The 24,886-nt window shown below is 71.1% G+C and carries 22 protein-coding genes; 9 read left to right on the top strand and 13 right to left on the bottom strand.

Features of this window, described 5'->3' with window-relative positions; translation table 11 throughout:
- Positions 1-232 precede the first annotated feature (232 nt).
- Genes E1166_RS11130 through E1166_RS11115 form a run of 4 tightly spaced genes read left to right on the top strand, consistent with a single transcriptional unit; the run spans position 233 to position 5,541 of the window.
- Positions 233-2,005 (top strand): condensation domain-containing protein, encoded by a 1,773-nt coding sequence (locus tag E1166_RS11130; protein ID WP_165944312.1) that lies wholly within the window; start codon positions 233-235, stop codon positions 2,003-2,005.
- Complete coding sequence (locus E1166_RS11125) at positions 2,002-3,786, top strand: condensation domain-containing protein (RefSeq protein WP_132338187.1); 1,785 nt, start codon at positions 2,002-2,004, stop codon at positions 3,784-3,786. Before E1166_RS11130 ends, E1166_RS11125 begins: the two co-directional genes overlap by 4 nt.
- A 2-nt stretch (positions 3,787-3,788) precedes the next feature.
- Positions 3,789-4,796: an ABC transporter ATP-binding protein gene (locus tag E1166_RS11120; RefSeq protein ID WP_132338215.1), complete on the top strand. Its 1,008-nt coding sequence runs from the start codon at positions 3,789-3,791 to the stop codon at positions 4,794-4,796.
- The gene (locus E1166_RS11115; protein WP_132338185.1) at positions 4,780-5,541 is read left to right on the top strand and encodes an ABC transporter permease; all 762 of its coding nucleotides are present in this window, start codon (positions 4,780-4,782) and stop codon (positions 5,539-5,541) included. The genes E1166_RS11120 and E1166_RS11115 overlap by 17 nt, the downstream gene beginning before the upstream one ends.
- Before the next feature lie 60 nt (positions 5,542-5,601).
- On the opposite strand, the gene E1166_RS11110 is transcribed toward E1166_RS11115, so the two are convergent.
- Positions 5,602-7,203: a DHA2 family efflux MFS transporter permease subunit gene (locus E1166_RS11110; RefSeq protein ID WP_132338183.1), complete on the bottom strand. Its 1,602-nt coding sequence runs from the start codon at positions 7,201-7,203 to the stop codon at positions 5,602-5,604.
- 404 nt (positions 7,204-7,607) lie between these two features.
- On the opposite strand from E1166_RS11110, the gene E1166_RS11105 reads away from it, so the two are divergent.
- Positions 7,608-8,147 (top strand): hypothetical protein, encoded by a 540-nt coding sequence (locus E1166_RS11105; RefSeq protein ID WP_132338181.1) that lies wholly within the window; start codon positions 7,608-7,610, stop codon positions 8,145-8,147.
- Between the two features lie 183 nt (positions 8,148-8,330).
- On the opposite strand, the gene E1166_RS11100 is transcribed toward E1166_RS11105, so the two are convergent.
- The 4 genes from E1166_RS11100 to E1166_RS11085 form a co-directional block, all read right to left on the bottom strand.
- The gene (locus E1166_RS11100; protein WP_132338179.1) at positions 8,331-9,353 is read right to left on the bottom strand and encodes a CehA/McbA family metallohydrolase; all 1,023 of its coding nucleotides are present in this window, start codon (positions 9,351-9,353) and stop codon (positions 8,331-8,333) included.
- 22 nt (positions 9,354-9,375) lie between these two features.
- Positions 9,376-9,873 (bottom strand): GNAT family N-acetyltransferase, encoded by a 498-nt coding sequence (locus tag E1166_RS11095; protein ID WP_132338177.1) that lies wholly within the window; start codon positions 9,871-9,873, stop codon positions 9,376-9,378.
- Between the two features lie 179 nt (positions 9,874-10,052).
- Positions 10,053-10,823 carry a phosphotransferase gene (locus tag E1166_RS11090; protein WP_132338175.1) on the bottom strand — a complete coding sequence of 257 codons (771 nt, stop codon included), beginning with the start codon at positions 10,821-10,823 and terminating at the stop codon, positions 10,053-10,055.
- A gap of 228 nt (positions 10,824-11,051) precedes the next feature.
- Positions 11,052-11,327, bottom strand: coding sequence for a hypothetical protein (locus E1166_RS11085; protein ID WP_243710298.1), 276 nt, complete (start codon positions 11,325-11,327; stop codon positions 11,052-11,054).
- A 35-nt stretch (positions 11,328-11,362) separates the two neighbouring features.
- Here E1166_RS11085 and E1166_RS30865 point away from each other — a divergent pair, with 35 nt between their 5' ends.
- Positions 11,363-11,500, top strand: a complete 138-nt coding sequence (locus E1166_RS30865; RefSeq protein WP_165944311.1) for a hypothetical protein — start codon at positions 11,363-11,365, stop codon at positions 11,498-11,500.
- A 99-nt stretch (positions 11,501-11,599) separates the two neighbouring features.
- Positions 11,600-12,049 carry a hypothetical protein gene (locus tag E1166_RS11080; protein WP_132260555.1) on the top strand — a complete coding sequence of 150 codons (450 nt, stop codon included), beginning with the start codon at positions 11,600-11,602 and terminating at the stop codon, positions 12,047-12,049.
- Positions 12,050-12,057: 8 nt separating this feature from the next.
- Here E1166_RS11080 and E1166_RS11075 read toward each other — a convergent pair whose 3' ends face one another.
- A complete protein-coding gene (locus E1166_RS11075; RefSeq protein ID WP_243710297.1) occupies positions 12,058-12,960 on the bottom strand; it encodes a LysR substrate-binding domain-containing protein in 903 nt (300 codons plus the stop codon).
- A gap of 112 nt (positions 12,961-13,072) precedes the next feature.
- Between E1166_RS11075 and E1166_RS11070 the strand changes: the two genes are divergently transcribed.
- Complete coding sequence (locus E1166_RS11070) at positions 13,073-14,035, top strand: FAD-dependent oxidoreductase (protein WP_132338173.1); 963 nt, start codon at positions 13,073-13,075, stop codon at positions 14,033-14,035.
- Positions 14,036-14,205: 170 nt separating this feature from the next.
- On the top strand, positions 14,206-15,105 hold the full coding sequence (locus tag E1166_RS11065) for a hypothetical protein (protein ID WP_132338171.1): 900 nt from the start codon (positions 14,206-14,208) through the stop codon (positions 15,103-15,105).
- A 111-nt stretch (positions 15,106-15,216) separates the two neighbouring features.
- Here the strand turns inward: E1166_RS11065 and E1166_RS11060 are convergent, their stop codons facing one another.
- The 7 genes from E1166_RS11060 to E1166_RS11025 all read right to left on the bottom strand — a co-directional run bounded on the left by E1166_RS11060 (position 15,217) and on the right by E1166_RS11025 (position 24,621).
- Positions 15,217-16,710, bottom strand: a complete 1,494-nt coding sequence (locus E1166_RS11060) for an RICIN domain-containing protein (RefSeq protein WP_132338169.1) — start codon at positions 16,708-16,710, stop codon at positions 15,217-15,219.
- A gap of 111 nt (positions 16,711-16,821) precedes the next feature.
- On the bottom strand, positions 16,822-17,589 hold the full coding sequence (locus E1166_RS11055) for an enoyl-CoA hydratase-related protein (RefSeq protein WP_132338167.1): 768 nt from the start codon (positions 17,587-17,589) through the stop codon (positions 16,822-16,824).
- Between the two features lie 17 nt (positions 17,590-17,606).
- Positions 17,607-18,974 carry a hypothetical protein gene (locus E1166_RS11050; protein WP_207914156.1) on the bottom strand — a complete coding sequence of 456 codons (1,368 nt, stop codon included), beginning with the start codon at positions 18,972-18,974 and terminating at the stop codon, positions 17,607-17,609.
- Complete coding sequence (locus E1166_RS11045) at positions 18,971-20,560, bottom strand: amino acid adenylation domain-containing protein (protein WP_132338165.1); 1,590 nt, start codon at positions 20,558-20,560, stop codon at positions 18,971-18,973. Before E1166_RS11045 ends, E1166_RS11050 begins: the two co-directional genes overlap by 4 nt.
- 78 nt (positions 20,561-20,638) lie before the next feature.
- Positions 20,639-21,847: a HAMP domain-containing sensor histidine kinase gene (locus tag E1166_RS11040; protein ID WP_132338163.1), complete on the bottom strand. Its 1,209-nt coding sequence runs from the start codon at positions 21,845-21,847 to the stop codon at positions 20,639-20,641.
- Positions 21,848-21,894: 47 nt separating this feature from the next.
- A complete protein-coding gene (locus E1166_RS11035) occupies positions 21,895-22,533 on the bottom strand; it encodes a response regulator transcription factor (RefSeq protein WP_207914155.1) in 639 nt (212 codons plus the stop codon).
- Between the two features lie 1,434 nt (positions 22,534-23,967).
- The gene (locus E1166_RS11025; RefSeq protein WP_207914154.1) at positions 23,968-24,621 is read right to left on the bottom strand and encodes a TetR/AcrR family transcriptional regulator; all 654 of its coding nucleotides are present in this window, start codon (positions 24,619-24,621) and stop codon (positions 23,968-23,970) included.
- Positions 24,622-24,886 lie beyond the last annotated feature (265 nt).

Here is a 24,886-nt window from a genome sequence, read left to right as displayed (position 1 = left end):
AGACAAAGGAAAGACGCGCCCGCCAATGAACCAGAGCAGGCAATTTACCTGCTTTGTTGACTATTCATTCGCAAACCCCTGGGAATCAACACCGAACGGGACGTACGGGCCGCCTCGGTGACCCCGGGACGCGGGCCGGCCAACAATGGGGTTTTCCCGACTATCCGCGGCGGGGCCGCAGGGGCGAGGGTGGGACGGCAGGCACGTAGGGTCGCCGACGAGCGGAGGCATGATGTCCAGTCCCATGGTAAAAGACCGGCTGGAGATCGCATTCGCCGGGCAGCGGGCCGGCGAAGGGCCGCTCACCTGCGGTCAACGCAACACCTGGCAGTGGATGCGGATGGATCTGTCCAACCCGATGGGCACCCTGCAGTGGATCCTTCCGGTGCCCGCCGGCGTCCACGTCACGGACGTGGTGGAGGCCGTCTCGATCCTGCTGGCCCGGCACGAATCGCTGCGGACGATGTTTCACGAACGCGACGGCGAGCTGCTCCAACACGTCCTGCGCACCGGAGTGCTCACCGCCGAAATGCACCATGTCGACGCCGCCGCCGATCCGGATCAGATATCCCGTCAGATGATTGGCCACCTCCGGGAGAAGCCGTTCGACTTGGCCAACGAATTGCCCGTACGCCTGGCTGTGGCGGCCTCGGGCGACAAAGCGGTCGCAGCCGTGGCCGTGTATTCACACATGGCCGTCGACTACGGCAGCATGGCGATTCTGAGCCGGGAGTTCGCCGAGCTGGTGGACGCCCCCGAGGAACGGTCGGCCGGGACGGGCCGGCACCAGCCGCTCGACCAGGCGGCCGAGGAGACCTCCCCGGCCGGGCAACGGCGAACGGCCGCGGCCCTGCGGTACTGGACCGGGCACCTGCGGCAGACACCCCAGTGCCTGATGGCGCTGCCACCCGTCCACAGCGCGCAGAGCGGCGCGGCCTGCGCAGCGCTGCGCTCCCCCGCCGCCACCGCGGCCCTCGACCAGATCGCCGCCCGGACCCAGGCCGGTCCCGCCGCCGCCGTACTCGCCGCATTCTCCGCCGTGGTGTCGGTACGGGTGAGCCAGTCCCGCTGTGTGTTCGCCGCGCTGTCCAGCAACCGGTTCACGTCCCGGCTGCGCGACTACGTCGGCACCCTGGCGCAGGACGGTCTGATGGTGGTGGACGTGACCGGACCGACCTTCGACGACCTGGCCCGGCGTACCGGCGCGGCCATGTTGCGGGCCAACCGGAACAGCATCTTCGACGTGGGCGACCTGGTGGCCGAGGCCACCCGGATCAACGACGAGCAGGGCATGGACTACAGCCGGGACTGCGTCTTCAACAACATCAGCGCCCACCTGACGCTCGACGCCGGGCAGGCGGCCACCGTCCAACTGCCGGTGCTCGACCACCCCGGCCTGCGCTGGTCGCCCACGCCCGGCGCCGCGGAGAGCAGCCTCACCTGGACGACGACGCCGCACTTCCCCAACCGCCTGGTGGTCCAGTTGATCGCCGTCCGTCCGGCCATGATCCTCGGTGTCAGCACCGGCGACACCCGGCACGTACCCCGTACCGAGATCGCCGCCCTGCTGCGGGGCATGGAACGCGTCCTCGTCGCCGCCGGCGCCGGGCAGGTACGCCTCGACGACATCCCCGCCCTCAGCGGGCTCACCCCGGTGGCCCGCGACCGCGACTGGGTGCGGGTGGGGGTCAGTTGGGTACAGCTCAGCCAGGTCCAGGCGCTGCTGCACGACGCGCTGGGCACCCCCGCGTACGCGTTCGCCGTCCCGGACGGGCCCGGGCACCGCGTGGTCGCGCACCTCGTCGCCGCGGACGGGGCCCGGACCCCGCGGCAGGCTCACCTGGCCTGCCTGGCCCACCTCGGCGGCCGGTACGCCGTGGTGACCCCACACCACTACGTCCTGCACGATTCGGCCCCGGCCAACCCCACCGACCCGGCTGCCTGGCGTTCCCGACCTGTGCTCGCCTCCGGTGCCGGCCGTACCGCCACGGAAGGTGACCGATGACCGCCCCGAGCGAGACCGTCCGCACCATCCACCTACGGGTGGACGGCCCCCGCGCCGCGCAGGGCCCACTGACCCTGGGACAGGCGAACGCGCTGCAATGGATCTCCGCGCTCACCGACGACCACTTCCTCAGCCTGGATCAATGGGTCTTCACGGTGCCGGCCGGGACCACTCTCGACCGTGCCTGCACCGCCCTGGCCGGCCTGGTCCGCCGGTACGAGTCCCTGCGCACCACGTACCACCACGGGCCGGACGGGCCGGTGCAGCGCGTGGCCCGCAGCGTCGAACTGCCGATCGAGATCCACGAACGGCCGGCCGGGCCCGGGGGCGCGGCGCTGGCCCGGGAGCTGATCGGCCGGTTACGGGAACGACCGATCGACCTGTCCACCGACCTACCGCTGCGCTTCGCGGTGGCGGTCGACGGCGATCTGGTGCACGCCGCGGTCGCGGTCTACTCGCACATGGCCGCCGACTATGGCAGCATCGCCGTGCTGGGCAAACGCTTCACCGCACTGCTGGCCGGGACGGCCAGCGACCGGGACGAGCCCCCGCACCAGCCGCTGGACCGGGCCGCGCGGGAACGCTCACCGCAGAGCCGGCGGCAGGCCGAGGCGGCGCTGCGGTACTGGTCGGCCATCCTGCGGCGGCGTCCCCGCTGCGTACTGCCCCGACCGGTCGTACCGGTGGCACCGGCCGACGGGGCCGGGCCGGACGGCAGCGCGCCGGCGCTCGCCCCGCGCAGCGCCGAGCTGCACTCGCCGCGCGCGGCAGCCGCGCTCGACCGGATCACGGCCCGCATCGGCGCCAGCCGATCGATGGCCGTCCTGGCCGCGCTCGCCGCCGTGCTCGCCACCCGGAGCGGGCAGCGACACGTGGTGCTCTACTCCCCCGCCGCCAACCGGCTGGGCGCACGGCTGCGCGAGTACGTCAGCACCGTGTCCCAGGACGGCCTGATCGGCCTCGACGTCAGCCAGCCCGACTACGACGCGCTGGTCCGGCACGCCGGGACCGCCTTGCTGCGCGCCAACCGCAACAGCGTCTTCGACGCCGAGGCGTTGCAGCGGGTGCACGACCGGATCGCGCACGAACGGGGCCTACCCATGATCCGTGATGGCGTGTTCAACAACATCTCCGGCAATGCCCCGCCGGATTTGCCGACAATCGCCACTGCCGAGACGTTCATCGACTGGTGGACCCCGGCCGGCTTCGACAACCTGCTCCTGTTCCACCTGGTGCGGACCGAGCAGTCGCTGATCCTGGAGCTCATCACCGGGGACAACCGGTATGTTCCCGACGCGGAGATGGAAGGGCTGCTGCTCGGCACCGAACGGGTGCTCGCCGCGGCGGCCACCGACAACATTCCGCTGGCGCAGATCGGCGAGGTCGCCGGGATCACGCCGATCGCCCGGGACGGCGACTGGCACCACATCGACCACAGCTGGATCCAGCTCGGCGAGGTCAACCGGATGCTGCGGCTGGCACTGCCCGGGCACGCCCAGGCGTTCGTGGTGCACCCCGACCCGAGGCACGAGAACGACGGCGGTGACGGGACGATCGTCGCCCATCTGGCCGCCAGCGACGAGATAGGCGGCCCCGCGCAGGCGCACCTGGCCTGCCTGCGCCGGCTCGCCGGCTCGTACACCGCGATGGCGCCGCACCGGTACGTCCTGCACGCCGACGCCCCCGCCGACCCGACCGATCCGCACGCCTGGCGGGACCTGCCGGTGCTCGCCGAGGGCGACGGCCGGGCCACCCACGCGGAAACCGAGGGACAGCCATGACCATCATCGAGGCGAACGGCCTGACCCGGACCTTCCGGGCCGGCCGGCAGACCGTCGCGGCGGTCCGGGGGGTCGACCTACGGGTCCAGCCCGGGGAGATCGTCGGGTTCCTCGGCCCCAACGGCGCCGGCAAAACCACCACCCTGCGGATGCTCACCACACTGCTGCAACCGACCAGCGGCACGGCCCGCATCGCCGGCGCGGACCTGCGTACCGCACCACGGGAGGTCCGCCGTCGGATCGGGTACGTCGCCCAGTACGGCGGCACCGACCCCAGCGCGCTGGTGGACGAGGAACTGTTCCTGCAGGCACGGCTGTACCGGATCGGGACCGGACCGGCCGGCCGTCGGGTGGCCGCCCTCCTGGCGCAGCTCGACCTCGGCGGGCTGGGTTCCCGGCCGGTCGGCTCGCTCTCCGGCGGGCAGCGTCGCCGGCTGGACATCGCGCTCGGCCTGGTCCACGAGCCGCAGATCGTCTTCCTGGACGAGCCGACCGCCGGCCTGGATCCGCACAGCCGCAACAACCTGTGGGAGCACATCCGCCGGCTGCGCGACGAGAACGGCACCACCGTCTTCCTGACCACCCACTACCTGGACGAGGCGGACGCGCTCTGCGACCGCATCCTGGTGATCGACCACGGACGGATCGTCGCCGAGGACACCCCCGCCAACCTGAAGCGGCAACTGGCCGCCGACGTGCTGACCGTGGACGTGGCCGGCGACCCGGACGCCGCGCGGCGACTGCTGGCCGGGCTGCCCGGGGTCCGGCAGGCGGCGGTGACGGGCACGGGCGGTCTCCAGGTCACCCTGGCCGACGGCGAACAGGGCATCATCGACGTGATCACCACCCTGGCCGGCGCGGGTCTCGGCGTACGGGCGTTGCAGCTCGCCCGCCCCAGCCTGGACGACGTCTTCCTCACCCTCACCGGTCGGGGCCTGCGCGACGACCCGAACGGCCCGACCTCACCGATTCCGACCACCGAGGGGGTGGAGCATGTCCATGCTCGTTGACATCCTGCTGGTGTTCCAACGACACGCACGGATCTCCCTGCGGAGCCCGATCTGGATCATCATCGGGATCTCCCAACCGGTGGCGTTCCTGGTGCTCTACGGCCCGCTGATGACCAGTACCCTGTCGATCACCGGCGTCCCGGCCGAGCGCGCGTGGCAGACGTACGTGCCCGGGGTGCTGGTGCAGCTGAGCCTCTTCGGTTCCGCGTTCGTCGGCTTCGGGGTGATCGCGGAATGGCGTAGTGGAGTGATCGAGCGGTTGCGGGTGACCCCGGTGAGCCGGGTCGCCCTGCTGCTCGGCCGGGTACTGCGCGACGTCGTGCTGCTACTCGTCCAGGCGGTCCTGCTGATCGCGGTGGCGATACCGCTGGGCCTGCGGGCGTCGGTGCCGGGGGTGCTGGCGGCGCTCGGTGTGGTCATGCTCCTGTCGCTGGGTCTGGCCTGTCTCTCCTGCGCCCTCGCGTTGACGGTGAAGAGCGAGGACACCCTGGGGCCGACGCTGAACACGGGGCTGATGCCACTGCTGCTGCTCTCCGGGGTGATGCTGCCGATGTCGTTCGCGCCGCGCTGGCTCGACCTGGTCTCGCGGCTGACCCCGTTCCGGTACATCGTCGACGGCATGCGCAGCGCGTTCCAGGGCGACGTGCTCAGCACGACCATGCTCTCGACGGCGCTGATCGCCCTCGGAATCGCCGTACTGTCCGTCCTGCTCGGGGTGCGGACCTACTTGCGGCAGAGCGCCTGAGCCCACCGGCAGATGCCAGCGGGCCGCCGGAACGTGTCCGACGGCCCGCTGGGCTCGGCATCAGTGGACGACGACCGGTGTGCCGGGCTGGCCCTCGGGCTGGTCGTCCAGCAGGTGCGACCGCTCACGCCGTCGGGGCAGGAACGCCGCCGGGACCAGCGTGACGAGCACCAGCGCGAACGCCACCCAGAACGTCGTGGCGAACGAGTCGGCGGCGAAGTCGAGCCCGCGGTCGATCAGCGACGGGTCGACCGGGAACTGCTGGATCAGCTCGGGCCGCTGCTGCGCGGCGATGGCCAGCCCCGCCTCGCTGACCGGCTCGCCGCTCGGGTCGGTCACGCCGGGGATCGGCCGGGAACTGTTCAGCTCGTTGGTGAGGATCACCGACATCACCGCCGCGCCGACGGAGCCGCCGATCTGCTGAAGGATGTTCACCAGCGTGGAGCCGCGAGCCACCTCGGGGCCGGTCAGCGTCCTCAGCGCCGAGGTCATGACCGGCATCATCGTGCCGCCCATGCCCAGACCCATCACGAACAGCGAGCCGCAGAGCAGCACGTACGAGGTGTGCGGGTCGACCTGCGTGAAGGTGAACATCCCGGCGACGATCAGTAGCAGCGCGAACGGCACCGTCCGGCCGACCGGCACCTTGTCGGCCAGGACACCGGCGATCGGCATGGTGACCATCGCGCCGATGCCCTGCGGCGCGATCAGCAGGCCGGCGGCCAGGGTGGACTCACCGCGCACCTGCAGGAAGTAGCTCGGGAACAGCAGACCGGCGCCCATGAAGGCGATGATGAAGACGAACATGGTCACCGCCGCGACGGTCAGTCTGCGGTTGCCGAACAGCCGCAGGTCCAACAGCGGGTGACGCGGCGTGAAGGAGTAGCGGACGAACGCCAGTACCAGCGCACCGCCGATCAGCATGGGCACCCAGACCGTCGCGTCGGCGAAGGTGCCGGTCTCCGGCAGCGAGGAGACCCCGTAGAGGAACAGGGCGAGTCCCGGGGAGAGCATCAGCATGCCGAGGAAGTCGAACGACTCCGAGGGCTCGGGAGCGTCCTTCGGCAGGGCCAGCTGCGCGTAGAGCAGCGCGATGACCCCGATCGGCAGGTTGATCAGGAAGATCCAGTGCCAGCTCGCCACGTCGATCAGCCAGCCGCCGAGGATCGGACCGCCGATCGGGCCGAGCAGCATCGGGATGCCCAGGACGGCCATCAGCCGGCCGATCCGGTGCGGCCCGGCCGCCCGCGTCATGATCGTCATGCCGAGCGGCATGAGCATGCCGCCGCCGAGACCCTGCAGGACACGGAACGCGACCAACTGCCCGATGGTGTCGGCGGTGGCGCAGAGGCCGGAGCCGATCGTGAACAGCGCCAGGGCGATCATGTAGAGGCGTTTCGTGCCGAACCGGTCGGCGGCCCATCCGCTGAGCGGGATGACCGTGGCCAGCGCGAGGGTGTAGCCGGTCATCGTCCACGCGACGCGCGCGTAGGAGACGCCGAACTCGCTCTGGAAGGTCGGCAGCGCGACGCTGACGACCGTCACGTCGAGGATCGACATGATCGCGCCGAGCACCACGACGCCTGCCACCTTGAGCACTGCGGCGTCGAGCTTGTCCGCTGTCGGGACAGGTGGGGGTGCCGCGACCGATTGCTGCGTCACGAGGTCTCCTGAGGGGAACGGCCGGATGACCGGCTCAGCATGGAGCCGACGCGGCGCCTGCCGAGGCAGACGTGGCGTACGGAGGGGAAGTCCGCAGCGGAGATTAGCCGCCACCACCGACCGTGCGCCGCCGAGTTTCGCCCTTGGTGGAGGATCGGTCAGGTGTTCCTCGTCACGGTGGCACCGGCCAGGCAGACGCCGATGTCGGCGTCGAGGCCACGGGCCCCGTCATCCCCCGGACTCCTGTGAACCGGGTTTACCTCATCTATCGCGAACAACCAGATATATCACCTGTAAGTCGCCGAGCGTCCGAAGCCTGGAAAACGGCCCGATACGACATGAATCCGCCTAACGTTCAGCTTGGCTCGTCCTCCTGAGCCGACCCCAAAGAAGGGATGAGGGACATGTCGAAGAGGTTTCTGACCAAGCTCGCCGGCGGGGCGGTGCTGGGCAGCGCCGCCCTGCTGTTCGCGGCACCCGTCGCGGCGCTCGCCGCGCCGGACGGCCCGAGCAAGGAGCCCCGCAACTCGAACCAGCAGCGGGAGAAGAACTCCTCGAACAACAACCGTGGCAACACCACGCCCAAGCGGGTGGTACTGCCCGACGGGGACGGCAACGGCGTCACCTGCGCGACCAACGACCAGGACGCCGACGCGGCGGTCATCCAGAACATCCGCGACAACACCAGCACCAATAGCGTCAACACCTTCGTCCAGACCGGCGTGGCCGCCGCGGCGAACGCCAACGTGCAAGGCGTCGTCGTCTGCATCCGCGACATCGACCTGGACGTGGACATCGACGTCGAGGTGCTCGACGACATCCTCGACGCGGTCGAGTCGGCCACCAACGGCACGGCGCCGGGCCGGGCCGCCAGCGTTCCCGGCCTCGGCGGCGTGTACGCCGGGCCGGAGGGAGCCTGGGTGCTCCCGGGCAGCACCTCCTGAGGTCTGATCCGCGAGAATTGGGCGGTGCGGACGACGGGAAGGCCCTGAGCAGGGGAAACGGTGTGCTCTACGCATCGGTTCGCCGAGTGGGTCGACCGACGTCCGCACCGCCCGGGTTGCCGATCGATGATGGTCGCAAAACGAACACGACCTCGGCTGAAACCAGCGGGCAGATCGCGCCGGTCAAATCATCGTTATCGGGTTGCTGAGCGCCGCCATACGTCCGTCCGGATGACGTACCTCGACCCGCACCAGGCCGGATTCGTCCGCCGCGGTCCGCCACTGAGCGACGCCCGATCCGTCGGCGCCCAAGCGCTCACGGTGTGCCACGCCGCGCTCGGTGTGCAGGCTGACGATGCCGAACGGCACGCCCGTCACCCGTACCCGCACCACGACCGGTTCGCCCCGGGATTCCAGGCGTTCGCCGACGCCCGCGCTCCGGTCGGCGGCAGTGGCGGCGAACGCCAGTTCGACGGCGGCCGACTCCGCGATCCAGCTCCGGCCCGCCCGGACACCGGCGAGAATCGCCTCGGTGCTCAACTCCTCCGCGAACACGACGGTGTGCGGCGTGCCGAGCTGACCCGCCAGATGGGTGTCGCTGCTGCCCACCGCCGGACGCCAACTCCCCTGGTGCACGTCGAAGGCCAGTCCGCGCCCCCACTCGGCCAGGGCCGCCTCGTTGTCGGCGTTCCACGCCACGTCCGACGCCCACAGCCCGTTCCACACCTCGACGGCGTCGAACCAGCGGTACGGGTACATCAAAGTGCCGCCGGGATAGGGCGCGTACGGGTGGGCCGCGACGCACAACCCGCCCCCTCGACGTACCTGGTCGAGGTGCCGACGGATCACCTCGTCGCGGACGCCGTACCGCCAGTCCACCACTGCTGTGGGGGCGACACCGAGCGCCAACCAGTGCCCCGTGCGAGTGGTGACCTCCTGACCCAGGATGACCAGCAGATCGTCACCCGCGTGGGGTGCCCACGCTTCGTGCCCGAGCGAGTTGTTGTGCTCGGTGGTGGCGACGAAGTCCAGGCCGGCCGCGCGGGCAGCGGCGGCCAGCTGCGCCGGCGTCAGGTCTGCGCCGTGCGAGTACACCGAGTGCACGTGGCAGTCACCCCGGTACCAGCCGGGTCCCCGCCCCGCAGCCTGCCGCGGCGGGAACCGCGCCTCGCCGGCTGACCCAGCCAACCCTTGACCGAACGCCATTCCCGGAGGCTACTCGCGACGGTCAGGTGATGGCGGGGCTGCGCCGTTCCAGGAGGATGACGTCCCGCCAGCGGCCGTGGTGGCGGCCGACGCGTTCCCGGGTGCCGACGATCCGGAACCCGGCCCGCCGGTGCACCGCCAGGCTGGCGGTGTTCTCGGGGAACACGCCGGACTGGATGGTCCAGATCCCGGCGGCCTCGGTGGAGGTGATCAACGCGTCGAGTAGTAGGCGGCCGGCTCCCCTGCCCTGTGCGGCGGGGTCGATGTAGATCGAGTGTTCGACCACGCCGGCGTAGACCGCGCGGGTGGAGGTGGGTGTGACCGCGACCCAGCCGACGACCTCATCGGCGGGGTCGGTGGCGACGAAGCGGTGGGCGGGCAGCCTCCCGGTCTCGAAGGCCGCCCAGGTGGGGGCGGTGGTCTCGAAGCTGGCGTGACCGCCGTCGAGACCGGCCTGATAGATGGCGAGGACCCGGTCGGCGTCGGCCACGGTCATCGGGCGGACGGCGAGGTCGGCCACGAGCAGGCTCCGTTCGGGTGGAGGGGTGGGCGCGACGCCATCCCTCGGGCTGGACGACATGGTGCACGGCAACCGGTGTGAGCCGCTGCCGCTGCGTTGGGCGTACCCGCACGTGCTGCGTGAACCCCGGCGCGACGACGGCGTGGCGCACAACCGGCCACGATCCGCTTCCGACCCAGTCAGTCGAGCAACGCCCTCACCCACAGGTCCGCGTGGCGCTCAGTGTACTCGGCGTCCGAGCGCCACGCGTCGCCGTGCCCGGTCCGCCAGTGGGTCGCCCAGGGCTCCGCGCCGAGCGCGGCCTGTTCGCGCAGGAACTCGTACATCGCCCGGGTCCGGACGGTCAGCATCGGCGCCAGGCGACGGCGCTGCTGCTCGTCCAGCCCGTAGGCATCGACGAAGGCCCGCAGTCGCGGCCCGGCGTCCACCCGCTGCCAGTCGGGGTGCGCCGACATCGGCACGAAGCCGTGGACGGCGTACGCGACGTCCCACAGCCGCGAGCCCGGCCCGGCGTTGTCCCAGTCGATGACGACCCACCGATCCCCAACCACCAGGTTCCACGGGGCCAGGTCGTGGTGGATGACCAACTCGTCGCGGTCCGCCGGGATCAGTACGTTCCAGCGCGCGTCCGGCGGCGGAGTGAAGGTCGCCAGGGCGTCGTGCAGCTCCCGGACGAGCCGACCCACCCTGGCGAGCTGGTCGCGCGGCTCCAGCAGGTCGAAGCGGAGCGGCCACGGCACCTCACCGTCGACGTAGCTGAGCACCTCCCGTCCCTGCTCGTCGATGCCCAACGCGCGCGGTGCGCCCCGGAACCCGACCGACCAGAGATGGTCGAGCAGCGCGTGGACCGCCGGCGTCCACGGACCGACCCGCCGTCGTACGGTGTCGCCGACCCGCACCACGCCCGCCGTGACGTTGCCCCCGGTGAGCGGGACCTCCGCCCCGGTCATCGGTTCACCCGCCCGGCGCACGCCCGGTGCATCGCGCGGCACTGCGGAACGGCGTGTTCCCGCAGTGCCGCGCGGAGGAGCGGGCTGTGGTCTCGCCGCGTGGCGGATCCGGCGATGGGCTCCGGCGTCGCCAGGTCGCTCGCGGGGAAATAGGACGGCACCCGCACCTGTCCTCGATGCGTGTCTCGGATGAGTCGGACGTTTACCCGCCGAGGGCCGTGGGTCGGGCTACCGGCGGCGGTTGCGCGGATGGTGCTTCGCCGTCCGTTCGTTGCCGTGCTTGTAGTTGCCGGTCAGCCGGGCCATCAGCTCTTGTGGATCATCGTTCGTCACGTCGAGCAGAAACCGGGTCGCCGCGGCGCCGCGGAGAACACCGGCTGGCCGGCCATGGTGCAGCAACTCGACCTCCCCGTTCTTCCGGAGGCGATAGGTGAACCCGTCAGGTGCTGCGCTCATCACCACATCCTCGCGTGGCACGATCACGAAGGCGAGCGATATCCGCACGGTAGGCACGGTGGCAGCCGCCACAGGAGAGATCGGTGGCAGACCTCCTGGTCGCCGAACGGCTGTACCTGGCCGGGGTGGACCCGCTCCGGCTGGCCGACGTGGTCATCGACAAACACCGTGCTCGGCCAGCCAAAGTGCCGCGCGCCCGACCCCTCGTCCGGCCGCGATGAGATCAGGAATCGAGAAGCAGCCAGGCTGTCCGTGGGCCTAGCCTTCTCCCAGGCAGCCGGTAGCAGGCCGGCGCCCGAACAGGTAACAGGAGGCCCAGCATGTCCGCCAAGAACTCCGGGACCGAGTCCGACGGCTTCAGCCCCGAGGAGCGGGCCGCGATGAAGGAGCGCGCCGCCGAGTTGCGCGCCGAGGGCAGGAAGGGCGCCAAGAAGGCGGACGACCTGCAGGCGGTTCTCGATCGGATCGCGCAGATGGCGCCGGAGGACCGGGCGCTCGCCGAGCGCGTACACGTGACGGTGGCCGCGACCGCGCCGGAGCTGTCGCCGAAAACCTGGTACGGCATGCCCGCCTACACGAACGCGAACGGCAAGATCGTTCTTTTCTTCCAGGACTCCGGCAAGTTCAACTCGCGGTACTCGACCCTCGGCTTCCAGGACACGGCCAACCTCGACGACGGGGACATGTGGCCGACGTCGTACGCGCTGCAGAAGTGGAGCCCCGAGGTGGAGAAGAAGGTCGTCGAGCTGGTGCGGGCCGCGATCTCCTGAGGCCCCGATCAGTCGAGCAGGGCGAGCAGGCGGCCGAGGGCTGGGTTGGTGCTGTCCCGCAGCCAGGCCAGGGCGACGTCCACGGTGGGCGTGGGGGCGGTGAAGCGGCGCAACCGTACCCCGCGCAGCCGCAGCGCACGGGCCCGGCCGGCCGGGACGGCCGCGACCACGCCTCCCTGCGCCACCGCCCGTAGCAGCTGCTCGTCGTCCGGCTCCTGCCGGACGAGCCGGAACCCGCCGCGCGGCCAGACCTGGGCGATCGTCCGGTCGAACATGCCGGGGCCGTTCTCGCGCGGCCACATCACGGCCGGCAGGTCGACCACCTCGTCCCGACTGATCTTCCGACGGCCGACGGCCAGGGGATGAGCCGCGGGCAGGGCCAGCAGCAGTTCCTCGGTGTCGACCGTCCGGCAGGCCAGCGCCGGCTCGTCGACCGGCGGGCGGACGAACGCCACGTCAAGCCGGCCGGCGAGCAGTCCGGCGACGTTCGGCGCCGTCCAGGCCGTCTCCGGGACCACCTCGACGTCCGGGTGGGCGGCCCGGAACCGCGCGACGAGCGCGTCGACCGGGCCACCGCGCGCCGAGCGGGTGTACGCGAGCCGGAGCCGCCCGCCCCGCCCGCGTACCAGGTCGCGGATCCGGTTGGTGGCCGCGTCGACCTCGGCGAGCAGCCGGGCGGCCTCCTCGGCGACCCGCGCCCCTACCTCCGTCAGCTGGCAGCCCCGGCTGGTCCGGTGCACCAGCGGCACGCCGAGCTGCCGTTCCAGGGCCCGGATCTGCTGGCTGAGCGCCGGCTGGGCGATACACAGCCGGGCGGCGGCCCGGGTGAAGTGCAGCTCTTCGGCGAGCACCGCGAAGGAGCGCAGCCGACGCGGGTCCAACCAGGCGTTGCGGGCCGGGGCATCGGACATGCCCGCATCATAAGCGCCGCTTATCGCCGGCAACCTGATCCGTCTTGGACGGCGACCCACCGGACCGGCGACGATCCGAAGCCGACGGCCCGAGCGAGGGAGGGAGCCGACAATGACGGCAGCGGCGGATGTGGTGGTGATCGGGGGCGGGATCGTCGGGCTGACGACGGCGGTCACCCTCCAGCAGCGTGGGGCGCGGGTGACGGTGCTGGCCCCGGACGACCCGGCCGACACGGTCTCCGCGGTGGCCGCCGCCGTCTGGTACCCGACCCACACCGAGCGGGACCCACGGGTGCTGCGGTGGGCCCGGGAAACCCGCATCGAGCTGAGCCGCCAGGCCCAGGCCGGGGTGCCGGGGGTGGTCGAGCGGCCGACCCGGATGCTGTTGCGCCACCGGTACGCCGGCCCGCCGTGGTGGGCGGAGGCCCTCGACGACCTCACGGCGGAGGCGGCCGAACCGCCGTACACCACGCTGCTGCGGTTCACCGCGCCGACCGTGGAGATGGTCCCGTACCTGCACTGGCTACGGCAGCGGCTGGAGGCCGGCGGCGGGCGGATCCTGCGCCGCCGGGTGCGCCGGCTCGCCGACGCGTTCGCCACCGCCCCGACGATCGTCAACGCGACGGGGCTGGCCGCCGGCCAGCTCGCCGCCGATCCGGCCGTGCACCCGGTGCGCGGGCATCTGGTGCTGGTGGCGAACCCGGGCCTGACCGTCTCGGTCCGCGACGAGGACGACCCGGCCGGGATCACGTACGTGCACCCCCGCCGGCACGACGTGGTGCTCGGCGGCACGTACCAGCCGGGGGTGGGGCACACGAGACCTGACCCGGCCACGGCAGCGGCGATCCGGCGCCGCTGCGTCGCGCTGGTGCCGGAGTTGGCGGACGCGCCGGTGCTCGGCGAGCGGATCGGGTTGCGACCGGCCCGGCACGGTGGCCCGCGGGTGGAGGCGGAGCCGGGCCCGGCGGGCTCGCCCGGCGGCCGGCTCGTGCACGCGTACGGTCACGCCGGGGCGGGGGTCACCCTGTCCTGGGGATGCGCCGCCGAGGTGGCGGACCTCGCCCTTGACGGTTGAGCGGGCGAAGCGGGGCCAGACCACAATGGTCACTTTCCGTCATCGGAGCGCCGCAGAGGAAGGTCACGTTCTCCGCCCAAGTGGGCTATTGACCGCAGGAAGCGCACTGCCCGGATAATCGTTGCCCAGCGCCACCACCGGAGTGGCTTCGCACAGCTTCGAAACGGGCCATGGCCACCTCATCCGACGACACACCTCCCACCAACGCGGCCCTGCGAATCGGCGGCTGGCTGTCCGACTCCCGCCAACCGGCCCGGCCACCCGCACCGGACCCCGACCCCGTCCAGGGCCGTTGGCACCAGGTTGCTCCGGCACCGTCCCGGCAGACCACGCCTCCGCCCGCGCCGACGTCCCGGAAATCTCCCGACCGCTCCGCCCGGACGCTGATGCTCGGCTGCCTCGCGGTCGGCGTGGCCGCCATGCTGGTCTTCGCCCTCGCCCCGCTCTGGTCCAGCGCCCCGCGTCCGGAACAGGAAGCGACGGCGTTCGTCCCGGCGCCCGGCGGGTTCGCCCAGGACCCCGCACCCGATCCGGTCAGTGCCACCGAGGAGGCCGGTTCCTCGCCGGCACCGGTGTCACTCTCCACCCGGGCCACCCTGCCGTCCCCGACCCGGGTGGCGCCGCCCGCGCGCCAGCCGGTCCCGTCACCCCAACCGACCCGACCGGCCCCGACCACCCCCAGTTCGGTACCGACCGCGCCCAGCGGACCCAACCTCAGCATCGCGGCCGAGGCGGACGGCTCCACCAAGGCCAGCGGAAGGAGCTACCGCGACGTGCGCGACGGTGACCTGCGCACCTACTGGTCTCCGGAGGGCACGACCGGGCGCATCTCGATCAAGTGGTTGTCCCCCGCCACGGTCTCCAGGATCATCATCCGCGAGGCGTCCGACTCCGCGGGCAGAATCCGAACCTGGCGGGTCGTCAACCATCACACCGGCCAGGTCCTGGCCACCGGCAGCGGGGCGGGCACGATCGACCTTCCCCGGACCTCACTGCTGAAGATCAATTTCGAGATCACCAGCTCGACCGGCACGCCCCGGGTCGCCGAGTTCGAGACCTACGGCGGGTAGCAGCCCCCGGTCCGTTGCCCGCTCCGGATCACAAGAGCGGGCGACGGACCGGGGGTCCGGCACCGGAGATTCACGTGGCGCCGGGTCACGGTGCCGCGTCATGAGTCGAGCTCAGGCCGCGTTGCGCAGGAACTGCTGGTTCTGGCCGGTGCCGCAGGTGTACTGGATCAGGCGGGTGCCGTCGGCGGTGGAGCTGCTCGGGATGTCGAGGCACTTGCCGGAGTGGCGGGCGATGACGCGGACGTAGCCGCTGCCGGCGTCCTGCGTCTGCCACTGCTGGTTCTGTGCGCTGGTGCAGGTGCGCTGGGTGATCCGGGCGCTGTTGGCGGTGGAGGCGCCGTTGACCTCCAGGCACTTGCCGGAGTGCTGGGCGATGATCTGGTGGTAGCCGTCGCCGAGGCTGCGGAACTCCCAACGCTGGTTGCTGCCGCCGTTGCAGCCGTACTGGGCGACCTCGGCCCCGTCCGCGGTGGACGCGCTGATCACGTCGACGCACTTGCCGGAGTGCCGCGCGGTGAGGGTGACCGTCGCGGTGCCACCTCCACCGTCACCCCAGCCGTGCCGGAGGCGGTCCGCGCCGGTGGAGTTACGGATGCTCACGGTCAGATCCGTGCCGCTGCCCCGGAGCGCGAACATGGAGTACCAGTCGTGGTTCTGTCCAGCGGTGATCTTGCCGCCGAGCGCGGGCCAGTAGACCGAACCCATGCTGCGGGCGCGCATGCTGTCGGTGACCGCGCGAATGTGCCGGACGAAGTTGTTGGTGCTGGCGGCGTCGTTGTAGTTCAGGCCGGTATCCATGGGCGCACCGAACTCGGTCAGGATCGCCCGCGAGGCGCAGGAGCCCAGACGGGCCTCGAAGTGGCTGCGCCAGCCGGCGTAGTCGTTCGTGCCGAACATGAAGGCGTAATGGTGGTAGGACAACAGGGTGCCGTTGAACCGGCTGTCGCCACACAAGGGCCTGAGGTCGGTGCTGTAGCCGGTGCCGCTGACGAGGATGCGGCCCTTCGGCACCGACGGGCGGGCGTTGATCCACGAGGCCGCGAGGTTCATCCACTCCGCGGCGCTGTAACCGTGAGGCTCGTTCATCGGCTCGAAGTAGACCAAACCGTTGGAGCCGTACGCGCCGGTCACGGCGTCCCACATCGAGTTGAACGCAGCCGTGTTCGTGATCCGACCGCCCGACGCGGCCCCGTCCTCCCAGTAAGCGAGGATGACCTTGAACCCCCTGGCGGTCGCGGCGTCGATCGTGCCGCGATACGCGTTCCACCACGACGAACCGACCGTGTGCGTGTTGACCGGCAACCTGACGGTGTTGACCCCGAGCTGACTGTCGAAACCCTGGTAGACCGCATCCGCCTTGGCCCGCACCGTCGCGTAGCTGTCCGACTGGCTCAACCCGTCCAGAACGAGCAGACCCTCCACGAAGTTGTCGCCGAGCACCGCCCAGTTCACACCCCTGAACTGACTGGTGTCCGCACTGGCCGACGACGCACCGGCCACCGCGACGACCGGCACCAGAAGCAGGGCACTGGCAACGCTGACCAGGATCCGACGCAGGGAACGGGAACGCGCCGACGAGGCGCTGGTATTACCGGTTCGTGGCATGCTGGTGGCCCATCTGCTAGGTGATGTAACTGATGAGCGTGCCCAAGAGTTAGGTCGTCGTCAATATCTCCGGCGCCGGCCGAGGGGCGGACGCGACCCGCCGAGCCGGCCCTACCGGCCGCGGAAGCGGGCGGGCCGCTTCTCCAGGAACGCGCGCATGCCCTCGGCCTGGTCCTCGGTGGCGAACAGGGCGTGGAACGCGCGTCGTTCGAAGAGCAGCCCCTCCCGCAGCCCGACCTCCTGGGCGCGGTCGACCGCCTCGCGGGCGGTCATCACGGCCGGCTTGCCGTACCCGGCGATGGTCTCGGCCACGGCCGCCGTCTCGGGCAGCAGCCGGTCGGCGGGGAACACCCGGGCGACCAGGCCGGCGCGTTCCGCCTCCTCGGCATCCATCAGCCGGCCGGTGAGGATCAAGTCCATCGCCTTGGACCTGCCGATGAGTCTGGTCAGTCGCTGGGTGCCGCCGATGCCCGGGATGACACCGAGCTTGATCTCCGGCTGGCCGAACCGGGCGGTGTCGGCAGCGAAGATAAGGTCGCACATCATCGCCAGTTCGCAGCCACCGCCCAGGGCGTAACCGGCGACTGCGGCGATCTTCGGCGTACGCAGTGCGGCGAAGGCGTCCCAGCCGGCGAAGAAATCCTCGGTGAGCATCTCCACCGATGTCCTCGGTGCCATCTCGCGGATGTCGGCGCCGGCGGCGAAGGCCCGGTCGGAGCCGGTGACGACGAAGCAGCCCACGTCGGGGTCGCGGTCGAGCGGGCGCAGCGTGTCGACCAGTTCCGTCATCAGCTCGGTGTTGAGGGCGTTGAGAACCTCCGGCCGGTGCAGGTACACCGTCACGACCCGGCCGCGTCGCTCGATCTTGGTGTGGTTCATGTGGCTTTTCCCTCCGGTCAGGAGTCCCAGATGGCGCCGTACGCCGGGATGCCGCGGCGTTCCAGGCCGTGTACGACCTGCCAGGTCAGCTTCTTGTTCGAGATGCAGATGACGGCCTCGGCACCGGATGCCGCGTACGCGGTGTAGGCGAGTTGCACCATGTCGGGCTTGCCGTGTTCGGCGGTGTCCCAGACGATCGCGTCCGGCTGGTCGGCGAGGATCTCGTCGACCAGCGCGTCGCCGTAGGTGGCCCGTGGGCTGCGGGTCGCCCAGACCAGCCGGGAGGGGACCTTGTGGGCCAGCAGGTGGGGCAGCACGGGCCCGATGCCGCTGCCGGTGGCGACGTAGACCACCTTCGTGAACAGGGTCTCGATGTTGGCCACCCCGGCGGTGGTGATGCCCTTGACCCAGACGTGGGAGGGGGTGTCGTCGATGAACGATCCGGTCCAGTCGCCGGCCCGGGAGATGGTCAACCGGAAGCCGCTCTCGCCGGGAGTGGGCACGTTGGCGAAGGAGTGCCACTCCCAGAGTGGACGGCGGCTGATCGCGGTGGAGGACCCGGCGAAGGGTGTCACGCCGTGGTCGAACCGGACCACCGCGACGTGGCTGGAGGGTCGGGTGATCTCCACCGGCACCCTGCGCAGGCGCAGCCAGGGCAGCGCGACGCTGGTGGTGAGGAGGGCGAGGACCCAGATCTGCGGTGCGGTCGACGGGATCCGGTCGGGGTCCGCCCGGACGGCGAGCACCGTCTGTGCCCAGAACAGGGCCAACGCGGCCCATCCGCCGAAGCGGTGCATCCGTTCGAACCGGTCGTGGTGTCGGGCCCGGTAGCTCGGTCGCGCCGTCGTGACGATGACAGCCAGGAGCACGAGCAGGAGGTAGGAGACCACGAGGAAGCCGTCCGGCACGGGTTCGCCCCGGTACGCGGCGCTGGTGGCGGACCCGACCAGGACCAGGAACCACAGTGTCCCGGCGAGCGCGCCGCCGACGTGCAGCCCGCCGAAGTGGTACACCTTCGCCAGGGTCCAGCGGATCTTCAGTGGCCACCAGGTGGGCGCCCGGGTGGCGAGCCAGAACAGCAGATTGATGACGTACTGCTGGCGGATGAGGATGGCGAGGGTGAAGTTGGCCAGGACCATGTTGGAGATGGCGGTGAGGTTGATGGGGCCGGTCGACCACCAGCCGCCGTGGGTGAGTGCGTGTCCGAGCAGCGCCAGGTTCGCCGTGAGCACGAGGGCGACCAGGCGGTGATGGTGCATCAGGCGGGGATGCTTGAGAATGCGCCGGGGCAGCGACGTGGGTGGGGGCAGCGGGACCGGGGTCAGGCTCGGCCCGTCGGCAGCGGCGGGCGCGGCCGGGGTGCCGGCCGGACTGATCACGCTCATGCGGCCTGCTCCCACTGCCCGGAGGCGGCCAGCCGCAGCAGGGCCGCCTTGTCGATCTTTCCGCGGCTCGTTTCGGGCAACGCGGCCATCGGATGGATGGTGGTGGGGACGCAGTAGTAGGGCAGGGCGGCGGCGACGGCCTGCCTCGCCACCTCCGGGTCGACGTGGTGGGGGGCGACGAACGACACGAGGGTGCGGTCGTCGAGTTTGAGGGTGGCCGCCCGCCGGCAGCCGGGTACGGACTCGAGGACCGCGGAGACGGAGTCGAGTTCGACCCGGAACCCGCGAATCTTCACCTGGTCGTCGGTTCGGCCGAGGTGTTCCAGTTGCCCGTCCGGGGTCCAGCGGCCGAGGTCCCGGGTGCGGAACATCAACCGCCCGCCGCCGAGGAACGGGTCGGGGGCGTAGCGTTCGGCGTTCAGCTGCGGATTGTCGAGGTAGCCGGCGGAGACGCAGTCACCGCCGGCCCACATCTCGCCGACGTCGCCGATGGCGCAGGGGCGACCGGCCGGGTCGAGGACGTAGACGGTGTTGTTGGGGGTCGGGCGGCCGATGGTCAGGCGGGCGGCGTGCACGTCGTGGCGGTGCATCGTGTTCACGATGGTGGTCTCGGTGGGACCGCACGCGTTGTAGAAGGCACGGCGGCGGGCCCACCGGTCGGCCAGCGACCGGGGGCAGGGCTCACCGGCCACCGCCACCACCTTCACCTGTTCGCACCGGTCGGGGTCGAGGCCGCTGAGGATGGTCGGGGTGGCGATGAGCGCGTCGACCCGCTCGGCGGTGGCGGCGATGTCCCGGCCCCGGATGACCAGTGTGGCGCCGTGGCTGAGGCAGCCGAGGATCTCCCACGCCGCCATGTCGAAGGCCACGTTGAGAAGCTGACCGACCCGCCAGCCCGGCCGGATGCCGAGGTTTCCCGGTGCGGTGAGCAGGATGTTGCAGACGTTGCGGTGGGTGACGACGACTCCGTTGGGCCGTCCCGTGGTGCCGGAGGTGAACAGCACGTAGCAGTTCTCGCCGGTGCTGCCCGGCTGCTCGGTCGGGACGAACCGCTCCGGGCAGCGGCCGAGAGGCTGCGCCATCACGGAGTCCACCGCGACGAGGTGGTGTCCGTCCGGTACCGGTATCCGGTCGGCGGCCGCGGACACGGTCAGGATGACCCGGGTGGCTGCGGCGTGGATGACATGACGCAGATGGGTGGGCGGCGCGAGGCCGACGTCCTGCGGCACGTACGCCGCACCGGCCTTCAACGCCGCCAGGATTCCGACGAGCATGGGGATGCCGCGGCGAACGAACACCGCCACGTTGTCGCCGGGGCGTACGCCCAGGTCGGCAAGGTGGGCGGCGAGCCGGTTGGCCTGCCGGTCCAGCTCCCCGTAGGTGATCCTCGTGCCGAGGTGCTCGGCGGCCACGGTGTCGGGGAGGGCGGCGGCGTGCCGTTCGACGGCGTGGTGGATGTGGGTCTCCGGCAGCGCCACGACCGGCCCCTGGCCGTACCGCTGGAACAGATGGCGGTCCCGGTCGCCGAGGTGGTCCAGTAGGGGCGTGGACCAGGCAAAGGTCCGCTCGATCAGCTGCTGATGCATCCGTCATGTCCTCCGATCGACGGTGCGCGGCACCCGCCGCACACACATCGATGGTCGAAAATAAATCTCAGAACGTTCTTAGAGCGCGCGGACGAAGCGCTGATTACGCCGGGCGGACGCGTCGGAAACGGGCGGCGCCGCGGGCAGCCGGACGGTGAGGTGGGCACCCCGGCCCGGCCGGCCGGCGGCGGTGATCGTGCCGCCGTGGCTCTCCACGACCTCGCGGGTCAGGGCCAGCCCGATGCCGTAGCCCCGGCTGCCGGCACCCCGGGCGAAGCGCTCGAAGACTTCAGGGTGTCGCGCCGGGTCGAAGCCGACTCCGGTGTCCCGGACGGTCAGTTCCACCGTACGGCCGTCGTCGACCGTGGCGATGCGGATGGTGATCCGGCCTCCCGCAGGGGTGTGGCCGATGGCGTTGTCGACCAGCGCGGAGAGCACCCGCCGCAGGGCGGTGCGGACACCGAGCACCTGATGCTGTTCCGCTCCCGTCCACAGCACCGCGCTCAGCCCGCGCTCCGCCAGGCGTCCCGCCTCGGCGGCGAGCAGCTCGGCGGCGACGGGGACCAGATCGATCCGCTCGCGTTCGGGCGCCCCCGACCGCAGCCGGGCGGCGCGCAGCACGTCGTCGAGGACCTCGCCGAGTTCGCGGGTGCTGGCCGCCAGGCGGCGCAGCTCGGACGCGATCGGCTCGGACAGATCGTCCGCACCTCGGAGCATCAGCTGGCTGCGGGTGTGCAACCGGGTCAGCGGGGCCCGTAGTTCGTGGCTCGCGTCCGTGACGAACCGGCGGCGTAGGGCGAGCAGTTCCGCCACCGGATCTATCGCCCGACGGGCTGCCGCCGCGCTGACGGACACCGCGACGATCAGGGTCGCCAGAGCGCCGCCGGTCAGTCCGGCCGCCCATCGCCGTCGGTCCTGTCGCTGTCGGCGCTCGTCGAGTACCGCCTGCCGTACCTCGGTCCCGAACCGCTCGGTTCGTACCCGATAGACGGTGCCGTTGCCCGAAACGGTCTCCTCCAGCGTGCCGCCGTACGTCGCGACGGTCTGCATCGAGCCCCGGCGCGGGAAGCCCGCGGGCGCATCGGCAGGAGTGCCACACCCCTCGCCGGGCAGGACGAACAGCCACAGGCCGGACTGTGCGTGGCCGGCATCACCGCGGCGCAGGGCGTGGCTGAGAGAGCGGTCGACGGCGCTGTCCTGTCGGTGCCCGGCGGCCAGCAGGATCAGAACGCCGACGAGCAGGAACGTGCCGCAGATCCCGAAGACGAGGCTCGCGGCCACGGACATCCGAGCGCGGCGCAGAATACGCCTTTCGCGATCCTGCGCCGCTGCGGTCACAGGGTGCCGATCTGGTAACCCAACCCGTGCACGGTACGCACGACGGCCGTTCCCAACTTGCGACGGAGATAGTGCACGTAGGTGTCCACGATCGACTCGGAGTCGGCTCCGTCGAAGACCACTCGACGCAGCTGGGCGCGGCTGTGCACCGCCCGGGGGCGTAGCGCCAGCGAATGGATCAGCGCGAACTCGCGGCCGGACAGGGGCACGAATCCTCCGCCGGGTAGGCGGACGCCACGCAGCGCCGTGTCGAGCCGGGCCGTCCCCAGGGGGATGGTGTCGGCGTCGTCGGTGACGCGCCGACTCAGCGCCCGGATCCGGGCCAGCAACTCCGGCACCTCGAACGGCTTGGCGAGGTAGTCGTCGGCCCCGGAGTCGAGGCCGTCGACGAGGTCGGCGGTGTCACCGAGGGCGGTCAGCATCAGGATGCGAGCGTCGACGGCCCGCTGGCGCAGCCGTACGACCACGTCCAGGCCGTCGAGCGCGGGCAGTCCACGGTCCACGACGATCACCCGGTACGACCGGGTCAGTCCGAGGTGGAGGCCACGCTGGCCGTCGGCGACGTGGTCGGTGGAATAGCCCTCGACAGCGAACAGGTCGACCAGCATCTCGGCGAGTTCGTTGTCGTCCTCCATGAGGAGAATCCGACACGAGTCAATAGTTGAGCTCTCCTCCACTCCAATATAGTGACACCCGTTGCGGCGATTGTCATGGAGGCTGGTAGAGCGCACCAGGATAGGGCTACATCAATATTTTGGAATGATTCCAAACTCTGCGGGCGCTGTCGACAAATCCGTCGTGACACCAAGCGAATCGGTGTGCCCACGCGCCGGCTGACCTTGCCGGCCCGGCAGTGTCGACTCCCCCACCGACGCGTGCTCGAGCGCACGACGGCGATCGCCCTGACCGACCTGAACGCCGCCGAAAACCCCTCCCGGACCCGCCTTTCCGCGCGGAGAGGGCACCGGTCAACGGGGTTCCCGCGACCCAGTTCCCGGTAGGCCACGGCGATCCCGGCGGACCCTCGACCCAGCCTGCGGGCCGCCGTCCCCACCCAGCGGCGTGGTGCCGGGCAGACGGCGGGCGGCGTACTGGTGCACCGCCTGGCGGCGTCGCTGGAACCAGCCGGGCGAAGGCGAGCTGTTCCAGACCGGAGCGCCACCCCGGTCGGGAGCTGGCTGGCCGGGGTGGTGAGCACGGCCCGGACGCCGCTGGCGGCCGGGTGGTCGACCACGATGCCGTCCTGGTCCTTCCGGGACGCCCACCGGGCGCAGACCGGCGTCGGCGATGAACTCCCACTCCCCCGGATGTCCGGGCCCACCGCGTCGTGGCCACGGTCGCGCAGTACGCGGCAGAGCAGCGCGAGTCCCTGGGCGAATCCCGAGGTGATCATCAGCCGTTCGGGGCAGGTGAGGATCCCTTCGGACCCGGCCCAGGTATCCGGCTGGCGAAAGTGTTCTCCGGTCCGCAACCACCCCCGATGGCCGTCGAATCGTGGCGCACGTTCCAGTTCGTCCAGTGCGGCGGCAATCGCACGTTCCCGGCTCGGCCACCGGGGAGCGGCCGTGCGCACCCACATCAACGGGGAAGTCCGACCTGCCGCTCACGCGATGGACCAGCACCAGCGGCAGCGCGGGAACCGGACTGTTCGCAGGGGTTCCACGGTGCCCTCATTGTCGACCGCCATGGCCGCACATCCTGCCCATTCCCACCCAGTGGCAGAGAAACCCGCACCGCCTGCGCGACAATTCCGATTAGCGTTATGCCAGCCACACGGCCGTCCATCAATCCGTTGGCGCTCTACACCGCCCTGGCCCGTAGCCGGCCACAGGACGACGTCAATCTCTTCGAGAGCCTCGACGGACCGGCCCGGGACCGACACGCCGCGGCGGTGGCTGGAGGAGCCGTCCGTGAGCCGCTTGATCCTGATCGCCTACCGGCCGGCGGCCGGCCGCTACAGCGCACAGTTCCGTAGCATGGTTGCGGCGGCCACCGGGCCCGCTGGTCGTCGCGGGCGGCCACCCCTGTGGGGCCAGCTGGGTGACGGTGTTGTCGAGGTTCGCCGCCGGCTACGGTTCGGACCGGGCGGCGATCACGGCCGCCGGCGGCCCGGCCGACCCGACGAGGCGCAGGGCCGCGGCGGCGACCGCGCGCTGCACCTGCTCGGGCGGCGGAAGGACCGGCAGGTCGCGGCGCATTCCGATGACGCTCTCCACCAGGCCGAAGACCAGGTCGCCGGTGATGCCGGGCTCCTCGACCGCGGCGGCGGCCGCGAGCCGGCGGTAGGTCAGGCGCAGCTGTTCGCGTTCGCGGCGGAAGCGGGCGAACGGCTCGGAGGCGACCTCCGGCAGCGCGTACAGGATGCCGATGTTCCAGCGGGCGCCGAGCAGCACAGCGACGTCGTACCTGACCAGCTCGTGCAGGGCGGCTGCCGGCTCCAGCGACCGGTCGGCGAGTTCCCCCGCGTAGACGAGCGACGGGCGGACGGTGGCCTCGAGCAGTTCGGCGAGGATCTGTTCCTTGTTGGCGAAGTGGTAGTAGAGCGACGCCTGGCGGATCCCGACGGTTTCGGCGATCAGCCGGGTGGAGGTGGCGGCGTAGCCGCGCTGGGCGAAGAGTTCGGCGGCGGCGTCGAGAATCTCCTCCCGCGCGCTGGCGGTGGGGAGGCGCCGCGCGCCCGACCGGGGGCGTCCGACGGGGGCGGCCGGGGTTGACGACGTCACGCATGAATCGTCGCATGCCGGCCGCCTGTCGCCCTCCTGTCCTCTGTCCGTAACAAAGCTGCGGGATCCAGCAACGCAGGATTTACCAACGGGAAACCCCCGCCACCAGCCACTCCCGGAACCTGTCAACCGACAGGAATTAGCGGCGGGCGACGTCCGCCGCGTCGAGCCCACGAGACGCTCAAAAAAAAAAAACATTACGCAACTTTTACTATGACATACCTAATATTAATTATACCACCAGAACCTACTCCAGCTCAGGCTC

Source organism: Micromonospora sp. KC213, assembly GCF_004348325.1.
Lineage (GTDB): Bacteria > Actinomycetota > Actinomycetes > Mycobacteriales > Micromonosporaceae > Micromonospora.
Note: the sequence above shows the minus strand (reverse complement) of the source record. Positions and strands in the feature narration are given on the sequence as shown.